Origin of the sequence: Hylemonella gracilis (assembly GCF_004328645.1) — a bacterium.
Lineage (GTDB): Bacteria > Pseudomonadota > Gammaproteobacteria > Burkholderiales > Burkholderiaceae_C > Hylemonella > Hylemonella gracilis_B.
This window is the reverse complement of record NZ_CP031395.1, coordinates 1,806,254-1,820,206: the sequence shown is the minus strand read 5'-3', so window position 1 is coordinate 1,820,206 and position 13,953 is coordinate 1,806,254. Positions and strand designations below refer to the sequence as shown.

Annotated in this window: 13 protein-coding genes and 2 pseudogenes; 8 read left to right on the top strand and 7 right to left on the bottom strand. The window is 66.8% G+C overall.

Translation table 11 applies throughout. The features are described 5' to 3' along the window. The first annotated feature begins 7 nt into the window (after positions 1-7). The 4 genes from DW355_RS08620 to DW355_RS08605 all read left to right on the top strand — a co-directional run bounded on the left by DW355_RS08620 (position 8) and on the right by DW355_RS08605 (position 2,612). Positions 8-367: a hypothetical protein gene (locus DW355_RS08620; protein ID WP_131279289.1), complete on the top strand. Its 360-nt coding sequence runs from the start codon at positions 8-10 to the stop codon at positions 365-367. Between the two features lie 88 nt (positions 368-455). Next, positions 456-1,523, top strand: a complete 1,068-nt coding sequence (locus tag DW355_RS08615; RefSeq protein WP_131279287.1) for a homoserine kinase — start codon at positions 456-458, stop codon at positions 1,521-1,523. Beyond that, on the top strand, positions 1,520-2,308 hold the full coding sequence (locus DW355_RS08610) for a BPSS1780 family membrane protein (protein WP_131279285.1): 789 nt from the start codon (positions 1,520-1,522) through the stop codon (positions 2,306-2,308). The genes DW355_RS08615 and DW355_RS08610 overlap by 4 nt, the downstream gene beginning before the upstream one ends. 13 nt (positions 2,309-2,321) lie before the next feature. Next, positions 2,322-2,612 (top strand): DUF1653 domain-containing protein, encoded by a 291-nt coding sequence (locus tag DW355_RS08605; protein ID WP_131279283.1) that lies wholly within the window; start codon positions 2,322-2,324, stop codon positions 2,610-2,612. Positions 2,613-2,674: 62 nt separating this feature from the next. Here DW355_RS08605 and DW355_RS08600 read toward each other — a convergent pair whose 3' ends face one another. From DW355_RS08600 to DW355_RS08590, 3 genes are all read right to left on the bottom strand, one after another. Further along, positions 2,675-3,697, bottom strand: a complete 1,023-nt coding sequence (locus tag DW355_RS08600) for a pirin family protein (RefSeq protein WP_207388102.1) — start codon at positions 3,695-3,697, stop codon at positions 2,675-2,677. A gap of 164 nt (positions 3,698-3,861) precedes the next feature. Beyond that, positions 3,862-4,992, bottom strand: a complete 1,131-nt coding sequence (locus tag DW355_RS08595; protein WP_131279281.1) for an ATP-binding protein — start codon at positions 4,990-4,992, stop codon at positions 3,862-3,864. Continuing rightward, positions 4,986-5,714, bottom strand: a complete 729-nt coding sequence (locus tag DW355_RS08590; RefSeq protein WP_131279279.1) for a response regulator — start codon at positions 5,712-5,714, stop codon at positions 4,986-4,988. Before DW355_RS08590 ends, DW355_RS08595 begins: the two co-directional genes overlap by 7 nt. 268 nt (positions 5,715-5,982) lie before the next feature. Here DW355_RS08590 and xopAW point away from each other — a divergent pair, with 268 nt between their 5' ends. Beyond that, the gene (xopAW, locus tag DW355_RS08585; RefSeq protein ID WP_165493154.1) at positions 5,983-6,801 is read left to right on the top strand and encodes an EF-hand domain-containing protein; all 819 of its coding nucleotides are present in this window, start codon (positions 5,983-5,985) and stop codon (positions 6,799-6,801) included. A gap of 79 nt (positions 6,802-6,880) precedes the next feature. On the opposite strand, the pseudogene DW355_RS08580 reads toward xopAW, so the two are convergent. Then, positions 6,881-8,130 (bottom strand): annotated as a pseudogene (locus tag DW355_RS08580) (MFS transporter). Positions 8,131-8,140: 10 nt separating this feature from the next. Continuing rightward, positions 8,141-8,725, bottom strand: a complete 585-nt coding sequence (gene purN, locus DW355_RS08575; protein WP_131279275.1) for a phosphoribosylglycinamide formyltransferase — start codon at positions 8,723-8,725, stop codon at positions 8,141-8,143. 140 nt (positions 8,726-8,865) lie between these two features. On the opposite strand from purN, the pseudogene DW355_RS08570 reads away from it, so the two are divergent. The 3 genes and pseudogenes from DW355_RS08570 (at position 8,866) to DW355_RS08560 (ending at position 11,984) form a co-directional block, all read left to right on the top strand. Next, a pseudogene (locus tag DW355_RS08570) lies at positions 8,866-10,058 on the top strand (acyl-CoA dehydrogenase family protein). Positions 10,059-10,165: 107 nt separating this feature from the next. After that, positions 10,166-11,281 carry an acyl-CoA dehydrogenase family protein gene (locus tag DW355_RS08565; protein WP_131279273.1) on the top strand — a complete coding sequence of 372 codons (1,116 nt, stop codon included), beginning with the start codon at positions 10,166-10,168 and terminating at the stop codon, positions 11,279-11,281. Between the two features lie 7 nt (positions 11,282-11,288). Next, positions 11,289-11,984, top strand: a complete 696-nt coding sequence (locus DW355_RS08560) for a VOC family protein (protein WP_131279271.1) — start codon at positions 11,289-11,291, stop codon at positions 11,982-11,984. 26 nt (positions 11,985-12,010) lie between these two features. Here the strand turns inward: DW355_RS08560 and DW355_RS08555 are convergent, their stop codons facing one another. Together DW355_RS08555 and DW355_RS08550 are read right to left on the bottom strand one after the other, a co-directional pair. Next, the gene (locus DW355_RS08555; protein ID WP_131279270.1) at positions 12,011-13,294 is read right to left on the bottom strand and encodes a TRAP transporter large permease; all 1,284 of its coding nucleotides are present in this window, start codon (positions 13,292-13,294) and stop codon (positions 12,011-12,013) included. Between the two features lie 37 nt (positions 13,295-13,331). After that, a complete protein-coding gene (locus DW355_RS08550; RefSeq protein ID WP_131282524.1) occupies positions 13,332-13,847 on the bottom strand; it encodes a TRAP transporter small permease in 516 nt (171 codons plus the stop codon). Positions 13,848-13,953: the final 106 nt, after the last annotated feature.

The following is a 13,953-nucleotide window of genomic DNA, read 5'->3' as shown; positions in this document are numbered from 1 at the left end:
CCGGCCCATGTTCGCACGCCGCCTCCTACCTCCCTTGCTGACCCTGGGTCTGGCCTGCGTCCAGGCGCAGACGGTGCCTTCCGAGGCCCCCGCGCCCGCGCCAGGAGTCGCGAACAAGGTACCCGCCGATCAGACGGTTGAACGCAGTACGGACCAGCGCGTCGAACAGATCCAGCACGAGGACAAGGGCTCACGCATCGACGAACTGCGCGTGGGCGGCGAGACGCGCAGCATCACCGTCAACCCGAAGATCGGCAAGGGCACGGCCCCAGCCTACGAGATCACGCCCGAGAGCAACAACCGCAACCCCGCCACCAGCGATGGCAACGGAGAAGGCCGCGCGCGCTGGAAGATCTTCTCGTATTGATCGCACCCGCCACGCCGACCCCACGTTCGCACCGCACCCCTGACACTCCCGCCCGGGCCCTCGTGCCCTTCTCTCCTGACTTTCCAGCATGGCCGTTTTCACCGAAGTCACGCCCGACCAGGCCCGCGAACTGATGCAGCAACTCGGCCTGGGCGAATTGCAGGAACTGCGCGGCATCCAGGGCGGCATCGAGAACACCAACTACTTCGTGACGACCGAGCGGCTCGGCCCGGACGGCCAGCCCATGCAGGGCAACTACGTGCTCACCCTGTTCGAACGCCTGAGCGCCGCTCAACTGCCCTTCTACCTGCACCTGATGAAGCACTTGGCGCGCGCCGGCATCCCGGTGCCGGACCCGGCCGCCCGCCCATCCGCCGAGGGTCACGCCCAGGCCGGGAGCGAGGACATCCTGCACGAACTCTGCAGCAAACCGGCCGCCGTGGTGAATCGCCTGCGCGGCGCCAGCGAGCTGACGCCCGGGGAGGCGCACTGCGAGGCGGTGGGCGCGATGCTGGCGCGCATGCACCTGGCCGGCCAGGACTATGGACGCAGCCAGCCCAATCTGCGTGGCCTGCCGTGGTGGAACGAGACCGTGCCCCTGGTGCTGCCCCACCTGGACGCCGCGCAACGGACCCTGATCCTCGCTGAGCTGGCCTACCAGAATCACGTGGTGGACACGCCATCCTACGCGGCGCTGCCGCGCGGCCCCATCCACGCTGACCTGTTTCGTGACAACGTGATGTTCGACGGCTCGCGCGAAGCGCCCAAGCTGACGGGTTTCTTTGATTTCTATTTCGCGGGCGTGGACACCCTGCTGTTCGACGTGGCGGTCTGCCTCAATGACTGGTGCATCGACCTCGCCACGGGGGTCACCGACCTGCCGCGCAGCGTGGCCTTCCTGCGCGCCTACGCCGCGGTACGGCCGCTGAGCGCGGCCGAGCGTGCGCTGCTGCCTGCGCTGCTGCGCGCCGGCGCGCTGCGTTTCTGGATCTCCCGCCTGTGGGATTTCCATCTGCCGCGCGAGGCCAGCCTGCTCAAGCCCCACGACCCCACCCACTTCGAACGCGTACTGCGCCAGCGCGTCAGGCAGCCACTCCTGGCCGCTGAGCTGTTGGCCGCCCCACCGCCTGTGCACCTTCCCGCCCTCACCGCATGAAACTCCACCTCGTCCCCGCCCGCACGGGCCTCGCCTGGTTCCGCGCCGGTCTGCGCACCTTCTGGCGCCAGCCCCTGGCCTTCTCGGGCCTCTTCCTCTTGTTCATCGCGATCGTCTCGGTCGTCAGCCTGATTCCTTATGTCGGCGGCGTGCTGGCCCTGGCCCTGCTGCCGGCCGCCACCCTGGGTTTCATGGCGGCCACACGCGAAGCGGCCTCGGGCAAGTTCCCCATGCCTGCCATCCTGCTCAGCGCCTTCCGCGCCGGCAAGCAACGCGCCCGCGCCATGCTGGTGCTGGGTTTGGCCTACGCGGTCGGCCTGGCGCTGGTGCTGGGTCTGTCCGCCCTGGCCGATGGCGGCCTGTTCGCGCGCATGTACCTCTTCGGTGGCCCGATCACGGCGGAGCTCGTCGATTCCAGCGCCTTTCGCAACGCGGTCTGGATTTCCATGGCGCTTTACGTGCCGCTGAACATGCTGTTCTGGCACGCGCCCGCGCTGGTGCATTGGCATGACGTGCCGCCCGTGCGCAGCCTGTTTTTCAGTTTCGTCGCCTGCGCGCGCAACTTCTGGGCCTTCACGCTCTACACCCTGGCGTGGTCGGGTCTGAGCCTGCTGGTGGCCTTTGGCATGATCCTGCTCAGCGTTTTGCTCGGCCAAGCCGACATCCTCGGCGTGGGACTGATGCCCGTGTCCTTGCTGATGGGCGCCATGTTCATCACCTCGATCTGGTTCACTTTCAACGACAGCTTTGTCGTGTCGGAAGAAACCACGCCCACCGAGGCTTGATGCGCTGGGCACCATGGTGGACGACACCCTACCCCCACTGATCGAGACGCGGCCCGGCCTCTACCGGCACTACAAGAACCTGCCCTACGAGGTGCTGGGCACCGTGCGCCACAGCGAGACACTGGAACCCATGACGCTGTACCGCGCGCTGTATGGCGAGCGCGGCCTGTGGGTGCGGCCCGCAGCCATGTTCCAGGAAGACGTGGTGGTGGACGGCCGACGCCAACCGCGCTTCACCTGGGTGGGCGAAACGGGCCAGACACGCGACGACGGTGCCGACGCACCGGTTCAGCCCGGCCCTTAACCCCCTCCCGCGCCTCTGCGAGCACACCCTGCCACGGCCACAGCCCACGCGGCGCGGCTTGTTTACCCCTGCGCCAGCGACGGCGCCTCGGTACGACCATCGGGGTGGCGTGCGAAGCGGCCAGCCTCGGCGCCATGCACCGGATCGGACGCTGGCCAGGGCCAGCCCCCGAACTGGGTGCGGCGGTAGTCCGTGAAAGCCTGCTGGATCTCGGCCTGAGTGTTCATCACGAACGGCCCGTACTGCGCCACCGGTTCGGCAATCGGCCGGCCTTGCAGCACCAGAATGTCGGCCGGTGCGCGGCCGTTGACCAATTCCACGGGCTGCGCCGCCGACATCTCAATGCCCGCGCGCCCCTCGACCGTCTCGCCATTGAGGCTCAGGCTCTGCCCTTCGAAGAAATACAGCACGCGACGTGTCCCGGGCCGTGCAGGAGGCAAGGTCAGACGGGCGCCAGCCGCCAGCTTGAGCGTCCAGATCGCCACGTCCGCTTCAGGCTGCGAGGCCCAGGAATCGGGTGGCGGTGCCAGCGTCTGACCCGCTGCGGGAAAGGCGCCAGCGATCACCCGCAGATTCACGCCCTCGGCCTCGATGCGCGGAATCTGCGGCCCCCAGAACATGGTGAAGTGTGGCGCCACCATCTTGTTGCGTGCGGGCAGGTTGAGCCAGATCTGGAACAGCTCGGCGGGGTTCTCACGGTCGCCGTGCAGCAGGGGGAACATTTCGGAGTGAACAATGCCCTGTCCGGCGGTGATCCATTGCACGTCGCCCTCGCCAAAACGCGCGGCCGCGCCCAGGGAGTCGGCATGGTCGATCAGACCGTCGCGCACGATGGTCACGGTCTCGAAGCCGCGGTGCGGATGGGCTGGGAAGCCGGGCACGGTCTCACCGTGGTACATGTTCCAGCCATCCTTGTTGGCGAAGTCCTGGCCGATGGCGCGCCCCGTCAGTGACGCCGCTGGACCGAACTCGCCATTGCCTTTGGGGTAGGCGTCCTTGTGGTGGACACAGAACAAGAAAGGATCCAGGGTGGGCCAGGGTGGCGCGCCCAGGGGGAACTGCTGCAGGATGGTCTTGTCGTTCATGCGGGTTTCCTCGATGCAAAGCCCAAAGCCAGGGCTTTCAGGCGCATGCGGCCAGAACACGCATGCCAATCCCGCATTGTCCCCGGCTTGCGCCACCCGTGTCCGGTCTACGGGTTCTGGCGGCGCCTGGCTCACCCAGAGCTACGCGGTCAGGACGCGACGCGCTACCTGCGCGGCAATTCCAGCACCGCCTGCAAGCCGCTCCTGGGCAGATTGCGCAGGGTCAGGCTGCCGCCCTGGCGCCGCGCGATGTCACGGGCGATGGCCAGGCCCAGACCGACACCCCCGGTGTGCCGATTGCGGGAGGACTCCAGGCGGTAAAACGGCTCGAACACCTGCTCCAGTTGCTCTGGTGGAATGCCGGGCCCGCGGTCGTTGACCTCGATGCACAAACGCCCCGGTTCGTCGCGCAGACGGATGTGGGCCTGCTCGCCGTAGCGGATCGCGTTGTCGACCAGATTGCCGATGGCGCGTCGCAAGGCCGAGGGTTGGACGCGCACGGCCCGCGCCGCGCCCTCGACGCGCACGGCCCGGGGTCCGGCCGGATGGTCGTCGGCCAGGCTCGTCACCAGCGCGCCGACGTCCAGCAGGACGAAGGACTCTTCGTCAGCCGCGCCGCGCAGGTAATCCAGTGTCGCGCGGATCATCTCTTCCATGCCTTCGATGTCCTGCTGGAAACCCCGCCGCTCGCGCGGATCGGCCAGGGATTCGGCACGCAGGCGCAAGCGCGTCAGCGGCGTGCGCAGATCGTGCGAGACCGCCGCGACGAAGCGATCACGCTCCTCCAACTGCCGGCGCAACTGGGCTTGCATCTGGTTGAACACGCGACTGGCCTCGCGGAACTCCTGGGCACCCTCCTCCGGCAGCGGGGGGCGGTGCACGTCCTGACCCAGCTCGCGCGCGGCGTGGGCCAAGCGGCTGATTGGTCGCGACAACCAGCGCGCGCCGACCCAGGCGGCCAGCATCAACGCACCCAGCCGGACCCCGATGTCCAGCAACATGCTGGCGCCCAGGTGCAACAGCCCGCCGGGCGGTGGTGGCGGTCGTGGTGGCTCGGATGAGCCAGGCGGCGATGCGGGCCAGGGCGCGATGGCGGCCCCGTGAAAGTCACCAGGGCCGGGGGGCGGCCCACGCCATTGAGGCCCGGGGCGCAACTCAAAAAGCACCGTCAGCGCGAGCAGGTGACTGGCCAACACCGCGACGAAGAGCAGCAAGGCCAGGCGCCCGAACAGTGTGGCGGGTAGCAGGCGCGAGACCGCGGCACGCAGGCGGATCAGCCAGGCAGGGGCTAGCACTCCGCCATCCCCTGCACCGAGCGCGCATTGAACAGGTAACCGGCACCGCGCACGGTCTTGATCAGGGATGGCGCCTCAGCATCCTCGGCCAGCTTCTGGCGCAGACGCGAGACCAGCAGGTCGATGCTGCGCTCGAAACTGTCCATGGCCCGGCCGCGGGCCTGCTCCATGAGCTGGTCGCGCGTGCAGACCCGCCGCGGCATGCGCAGAAAGGTACTCAGCAAACGGAACTCGGCGTTCGACAGGGGCACCACGACGCCACGCGGCGACAGCAGGTTTCTTTCCTGCAGGCGTAACTCCCAGCCATCGAAGCACACCCGCCCGATGAGGGGCGGCTCAACCGTGGGCCGACTGGCGCGACGCAACACCGTGCGTATGCGCGCCACCAGTTCGCGCGGCTCAAAGGGTTTGCAGAGGTAGTCATCGGCACCCATCTCCAGCCCGATCACCCGGTCGTAGGCCTCGGCGCGCGCGGTGAGCATGATGATGGGCAAGCGCGCGCGCTGCCGACGCAGCTCACGCGACAGCACCAGGCCATCGTCGCCGGGCAGCATGACATCGAGCACGACCAGATCGGCCTCGCTTTGCGCCAGTGCGGCGCGCATGGCCTTGCCATCGCTCGCGGTGCGCACCTCGAAACCGAAACCCGCGAGGTAGGTGGACAGCAACTCGGTGATGCTGGCATCGTCATCGACGATCAGGACGCGCGGCTTGGAACTCATGGAACAAGGCAAACAAGAAGGCAAACGACAGGACGGCGGGAACGGCCGGGAACGCGGGAACTGGAACAAAAGTGTAGGTAGCACGACCACCCCCGAAACAACAAACTGGATGCGGACCACCCGGCTGTTCGCGGCTTAGAACCGACTTTCGTATCGACGCCGATACAAGGCGCACAACAGGGCTTTACCACCAGTTCGAACAATGCATCAGCCGTCGTGCGTCCATGCGGAGCTGGCGGCCAACCTCCTGAAAAAGAAAGGAATCACCATGAGTAGCATCAGTGGAATCAGCAGCGCGAGCAGCGCCTGGTCGTCCATGATCGCCATGCGGGGCAATCGCCCGCCTGGCGGCAAGGACCCGGCCGAGATGTTCGCCAAGGTCGACAGCGATGGCAGCGGCGGCGTGGACGAAGCCGAGCTGCAAACCATGCTGGATGACATCTCTCAGAAAACCGGCACCAGCGTCAACGCCAGTGCCGGGGAATTGCTGAGCAAGATGGACAGCGATGGCGACGGCAGCCTGAGTCAGACCGAACTGGAAGAGGGCATGCGCAGCCTGCTGCCCCCGCCTTCGACGATGGATTTCGCCCAATCGCGCAGCGCGGACGGCGACTCCAGCGGTGACGATCTGTTCGGCAAGATCGACACGGACGGCGACGGCAAGGTCAGCAACGACGAGCTGCAGACCCTGTTCGACAAGATGGGCGTGGAGGAAGATGCCAGCGAGCGCTTCAGCCAGCTCGACACCGACGGTGATGGCAGCCTGAGCCAGACCGAATTCGAAGCCGGCCGGCCTCAGGGTGGCATGCCACCTCCGCCGCCGCAAGCTGCGGACAGCGGCGACACCAGCGAAACCGATGCCTTGCAAGCCTTGCTCGCGGCCCTCGACACCGATGGCGACCAGCAGGTCAGCGAAGAGGAAACGCAGAGCTTTCTCGACCAGCTGAACGAGGAGCAGCAGGCGGCGCAAAGCACCGATGCCACCTCACAGCGCCTGACCGATTTGGTTCGGCAGGCCTACGAGCAGCTCACCACTCGCTTCAGCGGCCATGCTTATGGCGGCGCAACGTTGAACGCCACGGCCTGAATGGCCTGGACGGACTGAAAGAAGGACTGTCCGCCGCAACGGCTACTTGCGGCGGACGCTCACTTCGACTCCCGCGTCCTCAGGGAGCACTCGTCACCAGCGTACGACGCGCATGCCGCACGCGCAACGCCGTCACGACCAGCGTCAATTGCACCAGGGCCAGCCCGACGAACACGGCACGCCAGTTCTGGTGGTCCATCAGCAGACCGAAGATCAGCGGCGAAACCGCCTGCCCGATGTCAAGGCCCGCATACACCACGCCGTAGACACGGCCGCTGGCATGTTCCGGCGTGGATCGCTTGATCAGCAGGTCGCGCGCAGGGCCAGCGAAACCCGCCGCCAGGCCCATGCCGGCAAACAGCATGGGCACTGCCGCCGCAGGCAGGGGTGCCAGGCCGAGCAAGAGCGACATGCTGGCCGCCACGCCGAAGCCCGCGCCGACCAGGCGCTCGCTGCGCGCCGCGTCGGTGGCCAGGAAACCGCCCGCCACCATGCCGCAGGCACTGGCCACCATGTAGGACGTCAGGCAGACCGCCACCCAGGCCTGGGGCATGGCGTGCAACTGACGCGCCGCCTCGGGGGCGAAAGCTTGCACCACGCTCAAGGCCGTGGCAAAGACGAAGAAGAAGGCGAAGCACATCCAGACCGCCGGGATGCGCAGGAAATCCAGCACCCCCTCCGCCTTGGCGGACTCACGTGCCTGCCCTTGCGCGCGGGCAGGCATGGCCGCCAGCGGCGCGGCCAATCGCCCCCCCTGCCAGACGCAGAGCAGCAGCACCGCCAGCACCACGCAGCCCGCCACCGCCAGCGCCACGCGCCAGGAATGCAGCATCGCCAGCGGCACCACCAGGGCCGAAGCCACGGCCCAGCCCAGGTTGCCGCTGATGCCATGCACGCTGTAGGCATGGCCCAGGCGCGCGCCGCTGACCTTGCGGTTGATCAAGGTGTAGTCCACCGGATGGAAGACGCCGTTGCCCACCCCCCGATCACCACGCACAGCAGAAGCATGGTGTAACCCGTGCTCAGGGCGTAGCCGAACGCCGCGAGCGCCAGCAGGCCCAGGCCAGCGTAGAGCACGGGGCGCGGGCCGTGACGGTCCACGAAAAATCCCGACAGCGTCTGCGCCACGCAGGAGACGACAAAGAACACCGACATCAGCAACCCCAGCTCCGCATAGCTCACGCCGAACTCGGTGCGCAGCCAGGGGAACAGCGGCGGCAACAGCAACTGGCTGAAATGGCTGATCAGGTGGGCCACGCCGATCAAGCCGATCAGGCTGGCGTCCTGACGCAAGGAAACGGGCGCGGTGGCAAGGCTGGCGGTGCTCATGGACGGGTACTCACTTCGTTGTGTTCAGGAATTCCGCGATCGCGCGCGGGTAGATCAGGTGCTCCTGCGTGAGCACGCGCGCGGCCACCGCGTCTTCGTCGTCCTCCGGCAGCACGGGCACCACGGCCTGGGCCAGAATGGGACCGTGGTCCAGCTCCGCCGTCACCTGGTGCACCGTGGCCCCGGCGAACTTGCAACCGGCCTCAATGGCGCGGCGGTGCGTGTGCAGACCTGTGAAGGCAGGCAGCAACGAAGGATGGATGTTGAGCAGACGCCCTGCGTAGTGGTCGACAAACCCCGGCGTGAGGATGCGCATGAAACCCGCCAGCACCACCAGCGCGGGCGCATGGGCGTCGATGGCCTGCATCAACGCGGCGTCGAACGCTTCCCGACTGTCGTAGGACTTGTGGTCGAGCACGGCGGTGGCGATGCCCTCGTCCTTCGCGAAGATCAGGCCCTTGGCCTGCGCCCTGTTGCTGATGACGGCGGACACCCGGGCCTGGTAGCGCGCCTTCCAGTCCTCGCGCGCGGCGGTCCGGACGATGGCGGCCATGTTGGAGCCGCCCCCGGAAATCAGGATCACGATGTTTCTCATGCCCGGATTATCCTTGTCGCAGCCTGGACAGACCAAAGCGAACGGTCGTGCTAAAACCATGACATGAACACGGCAGGCGCGGCCCGTCCATCGGACAGTCCCACCGCCGCCCCAAGAAAAGCCCCTACAGGAGACCGCCCATGGACTTGGCCTTCACCCCCGAGGAACAACGGTTCCGCGACGACATCCGCGCTTGGGTGCGCGCGAATCTGCCCCAAGACATCGCCCACAAGGTGCGCAACGCCCTGCACCTGAGCCGTGACGACCACCAGCGCTGGGCCAAGCTGCTGGGTAAGCAAGGCTGGCTGGGCTATGGCTGGCCCAAGGAATTCGGTGGCCCGGGCTGGACCGCCGTGCAGAAACACCTGTTCGAGGAAGAGTGCGCGCTGGCTGGCGCACCGCGGATCATTCCTTTCGGACCGGTGATGGTGGCGCCCGTCATCATGGCCTTTGGCACCCCCGAGCAGCAACGGCGCTTTCTGCCGGGTATCGCCAGCGGCGAGGTCTGGTGGAGCCAGGGCTACAGCGAACCGGGCTCGGGTTCCGATCTGGCCTCGGTCAAGACCCGCGCCGAACGTCAGGGTCACCAGTACCTCGTGAACGGCCAGAAGACCTGGACCACGCTGGGCCAGCATGGCGACTGGATCTTCTGCCTGGTGCGCACCAGCACCGAAGGCAAGCCGCAGACCGGCATCTCCTTCCTGTTGATCGACATGAAGAGCAAGGGCGTGACTGTGCGCCCCATCATCATGCTGGATGGCGGGCATGAGGTGAATGAGGTCTTCTTCGACAACGTGGAAGTACCCGCCGAGAACCTGATCGGCGAGGAGAACAAGGGCTGGACTTACGCCAAGCACCTGCTCAGCCACGAGCGCACCAACATCGCCGACGTGAACCGCGCCAAGCGCGAACTGGAGCGGGTCAAGGCCATCGCCAGGCGCGAAGACGTGTACGACGACGCGCGCTTTCGCGACCAGATCGCCCTGCTGGAAGTGGATGTGGTGGCGTTGGAGATGCTCGTGCTGCGCGTGCTCTCGGCCGAGAAAAGCGGCAAGAACTCGCTGGACATCGCGGGCCTGCTCAAGATCAAGGGCAGCGAGATCCAGCAGCGCTACACCGAACTGATGATGCTGGCCGCCGGCCCTTCAGCCTGCCCTTCATTCGCGAAGCGATGGAGGCAGGCTGGCAGGGCGACTTCCCGGGCGGTTATCCCGGCGGTGAAGCGGCCAACGCCCCCCTGGCCGCCACTTACCTGAACACGCGCAAGACCACCATCTACGGCGGCAGCAACGAAGTGCAGCGCAACATCGTGTCGCAGACGGTGCTGGGTTAAGACATCAATTCGCCGCCAGGCCGCCCCGAGACACATTGCGCCCTCTAGATGGTTCAGGGGGCCGCGTAGCCGAAGGTGGAGCTTGAGGGCTCATACAGGAGATGCACATGGATTTCAATTTCACCGACGATCAGGAACAGCTGCGCGACGCCGTGCGCAAATGGGTGGCCCGTGGCTACAACTTCGAACGCCGCCGCGCCATCGTCAAGGAGGGTGGTTTTTCCGGCGAAGCCTGGGGCGAACTGGCCGAACTCGGCCTGATGGGCCTCTACATCCCCGAAGACGATGGGGGCCTGGGCATGGGCCCCATCGAGGGCATGGTGGTGATGGAAGAGTTGGGCCGTGGCATCGTGCTGGAACCTGTGGCGCAGTCGCTGATCGCCGGCGGTTTGCTGGCTGGCTACGCCAGCGCAGACCTGAAAGAGGGTTGGCTACCCGGCATCGCCTCCGGCGAACGCATCGTCGTGCTGGCGCAGGTGGAACGCAAGGCCCGCTACCGGCTGGAAGTCTGCGAAACCACGGCCGCGCAGACGGGTGGCCAATGGGAAATCAACGGCCTCAAGAGCCTCGTGCCCGTGGGCGACCAGGCAGACGCCTACCTCGTGCCGGCCCAGGCACAAGGCAAGATCGGCCTCTTCCTGGTCGAGCGCAAAACCAACGGTGTGACCGCGCAAGGCTATGGCACGGTGGACGGGTCACACGCGGCGGAAGTCAGTTTCAGAAATGCCCCCGCCCAGCTCGTCACGGCCGAGGGGCTGCCCGCGCTGGAGCACGCAGTGGACATCGGCATCGCCGCGCTCTGCGCCGAAGCGGTGGGCGTGATGGACCAGACCCTGGCCGCCACGGTGGACTACATGAACACGCGCAAGCAGTTTGGCGTCACGCTGGCCACCTTCCAGGCCCTGCGCCATCGCGTGGCCGACATGAAGATGCAGCTCGAGCTGGCACGCTCCATGAGCTACTACGCCAGCCTCAGACTCAACGCGCCGGCGGACGAACGTCGCCGAGCCATCGCCCGCGCCAAGGTGCAGCTCGGCCAGTCCATGCGTTTCATCGGTCAGCAAGCCGTGCAATTGCATGGCGGCATCGGCGTGACCGAAGAATTCATCGTGAGTCACTACTTCAAGAAACTCACGCAATTGGAAATGACTTACGGTGACACGCTGCAGGCGCTGGGTGCAGTGTCGGCGCGCATGCAGGACACGGCGGGCGTGTTCGCCTGAACCCCCGATGGCATCCCTCCCAAGTACAAGCGGCAGCCGTGTCGACCATTTGGTGATCGCGGCCCACACCCTGGACCAGGGCGTGGCTTGGTGCCGGACCGTGCTGGGCGTCGAACCCGGTCCCGGCGGCGAACACCTGCTGATGGGCACGCACAACCGGCTGCTGGCGTTGATGAATGGCACGCATCCGGTGGCCTACCTGGAGATCATCGCGATCAACCCGAGGGCCCCCGCGCCCGGCCACCGTCGCTGGTACGACCTGGACGAGCCGAGCCTGCAGGCGGCCCTGCGCGACGCACCGCGGCTGATCCACTTCGTCGCGCAATGCGCGGACGCCGCGCAGGGGTGCCAGGCCTTGTCCGCGCAAGGCATCGATCGGGGCGCCCTGCGCGACGCCTCGCGCCAGACGGCGCAAGGCCTGCTTGAATGGAAGATCACGGTGCGCGAGGATGGACAGCGCCTGTACCACGGCGCCCTGCCCACACTGATCCAGTGGGGCGAAACGCATCCCTCCGCATCCCTGCCCGACCGAGGCCTGCGCCTGCGTGCCCTGCAAGCGACACACCCGCAGGCCAGGGCGCTGCAAGCCGCCTGCCAGGCCCTCGGCCTGGACGACTTCGCCGTCAGCGAAGGCAGCCCCAACCTGATCGCGATGCTGCAAACGCCGCGCGGCACGGTCAGACTGGAATCCCTCGGCGCCTAGGACGTGCCCCGCCCGTAGCGCGGGCTTCAGAATCCCAGCGTGCGCGGCAGCCAGGTCGACAACGCCGGCACGAAGGTCAGCAACACCAGCACCACCAAGTGCGCCCAAAGAAAAGGCGGCAGTTCACGCAGCAGCGCGTTCATGGGCACCCGGGTCGCGACCGAGGTGACGAAAAGCAGGCTGCCCACGGGCGGGGTGATCATGCCCAGGGTCAGGTTGACGATGACCACCATGGCGAAGTGCGTGGGCGCTATGCCCAATGACGCGGCGATGGGCGCGAGGATGGGCACGAGGATCATCACGCCCGGCAACGGCTCCATGAAGATGCCGAAGAGCAGCAGCAGCACGTTGACGGCCAGCAGAAACATCCAGGGCGAGAGCTGCCAGCCGATGATGGTCTGCGACAGGGCCTGCGGCACGCCTTCCACCGTCAACACCCAGGAAAAGGCCGCCGAAGCCGCCATCACCAAGAGAACCGAGGCCGTGAGCAAGCTCGCCCGCGCGGCGATGGCGGGCAAGGCCTTCCAGGCCAGTGTGCGGTAGATCCATTTGCCGCAGACCAGGGCGTAGAACACCGCCACCACCGAGGCCTCGGTCGGGGTGAAGACACCAAAACGGATGCCCACGAGGATGAGCACGATCAGCATCAGCGCGGGCAAGGCCTTGACGCTGTTGACCAGCATCTCGCGCGCGGACGGGCGAGGGTCGCTGGAGCGGTAGTCGCGCGTCTTGCTGACCCGCCAATTGACGCAGGCCATGGCCAGGGCGATCAGCAGACCCGGCACGAAACCCGCCATGAACAGGCCACCGACCGAGACCTGCTCGTCCTGCATGGCATAGATGATCATGATGATGGACGGTGGAATGATGGGGCCGATGATGGCCGTGGCCGAGGTCAGCGCGGCCGCGTAGGCCCGCCCATAACCAGCCTTGTCCATCATCTTGACCATCATGGAGCCCGGCCCGGCCGCATCCGCCAGCGCCGAACCGGAGATGCCCGAGAACAAGGTCAGCGAAAGCACGTTGGCGTAACCCAGCCCGCCCCGCAAGTGCCCCACGAATTGCGCCGCGAAGCGCAACAGCACCGCGGTCAGCGCGCCGCCCGACATGAGCTCGGCCGCGAAGATGAAAAAAGGCACGGCCATCAGCGGAAAGCTGTCGATGCCCGTGAACATTTCCTTGAACACCACGAGCTGCGGGTAACGACCGCCCACGGCCACCGCGAGCGCCGCCGAGAGGATCAGCGCAAAGGCAACCGGGAAGCCCAGGGCCAGCAGCGCGCCGACGGCGATGAACAGGGTCAGGGTCATGATCGGGCGCGGGTATCGGCGGAAAAATGCGGAGCCATCAGAGCGAGGCCGCCGCCTCGGCGTCCATCTCGGTCGACGCGGCATAGCGGCCTTCCACCACGTAGCCCCGCGCGATGAAGAGCAGGTGCAGGAAGAGCAGCACGAAGCCCAGGGGCATGGCCGCGTAAATCCAGGCGAAGGGGATGTCGGTGGCCGCCGTGGTCTGGAAACGCGTGGCCCAGACGTAGAGCGAGGCGTGGTAGGCCATGAGCAGGAAGGACAGGCCCAGACACACGGCGACCAGGGCTCGCAGCCTGCGCGCCCAGCGCGGGCCGACCGCCTGATGCAAGTTGTCGATGGCCACATGACCGCCAAACCGCAGCACCAGGCCCGCCCCCAGGAAGGTAACCCAGGCCATCAGGTGCCGTGCCACCTCTTCGGCCCAATAGATCGAATCGCCCGTGGTGTAACGCAGCACCACGTTGGCGAAGACGATGCAGGCCATGACCAGCAGCAGGACGATCAGCAGGCCGCGGTTGACGGCGACCAGAACGCGTTCAAAACGATCCATCAGAAAGATCCAGGCCTGCGCCTCGTCAAGCCGCATCGAAGTGGCGCGGTTCAAACCAGCGGACGGCCAGCAAGGGCCGCCCCGCAGCAAAGGCCGTCGTCCCCCTGGA

What these genes read in the sequence shown, in the direction of transcription:
- DW355_RS08620 (WP_131279289.1), top strand. Translation starts at nt 8, where the DNA reads ATGTTCGCACGCCGCCTCCTACCTCCCTTGCTGACCCTGGGTCTGGCC.
- DW355_RS08615 (WP_131279287.1), top strand. Translation starts at nt 456, where the DNA reads ATGGCCGTTTTCACCGAAGTCACGCCCGACCAGGCCCGCGAACTGATG.
- DW355_RS08610 (WP_131279285.1), top strand. Translation starts at nt 1,520, where the DNA reads ATGAAACTCCACCTCGTCCCCGCCCGCACGGGCCTCGCCTGGTTCCGC.
- DW355_RS08605 (WP_131279283.1), top strand. Translation starts at nt 2,322, where the DNA reads ATGGTGGACGACACCCTACCCCCACTGATCGAGACGCGGCCCGGCCTC.
- DW355_RS08600 (WP_207388102.1), bottom strand. Translation starts at nt 3,697, where the DNA reads ATGAACGACAAGACCATCCTGCAGCAGTTCCCCCTGGGCGCGCCACCC.
- DW355_RS08590 (WP_131279279.1), bottom strand. Translation starts at nt 5,714, where the DNA reads ATGAGTTCCAAGCCGCGCGTCCTGATCGTCGATGACGATGCCAGCATC.
- xopAW (WP_165493154.1), top strand. Translation starts at nt 5,983, where the DNA reads ATGAGTAGCATCAGTGGAATCAGCAGCGCGAGCAGCGCCTGGTCGTCC.
- purN (WP_131279275.1), bottom strand. Translation starts at nt 8,725, where the DNA reads ATGAGAAACATCGTGATCCTGATTTCCGGGGGCGGCTCCAACATGGCC.
- DW355_RS08565 (WP_131279273.1), top strand. Translation starts at nt 10,166, where the DNA reads ATGGATTTCAATTTCACCGACGATCAGGAACAGCTGCGCGACGCCGTG.
- DW355_RS08560 (WP_131279271.1), top strand. Translation starts at nt 11,289, where the DNA reads ATGGCATCCCTCCCAAGTACAAGCGGCAGCCGTGTCGACCATTTGGTG.
- DW355_RS08555 (WP_131279270.1), bottom strand. Translation starts at nt 13,294, where the DNA reads ATGACCCTGACCCTGTTCATCGCCGTCGGCGCGCTGCTGGCCCTGGGC.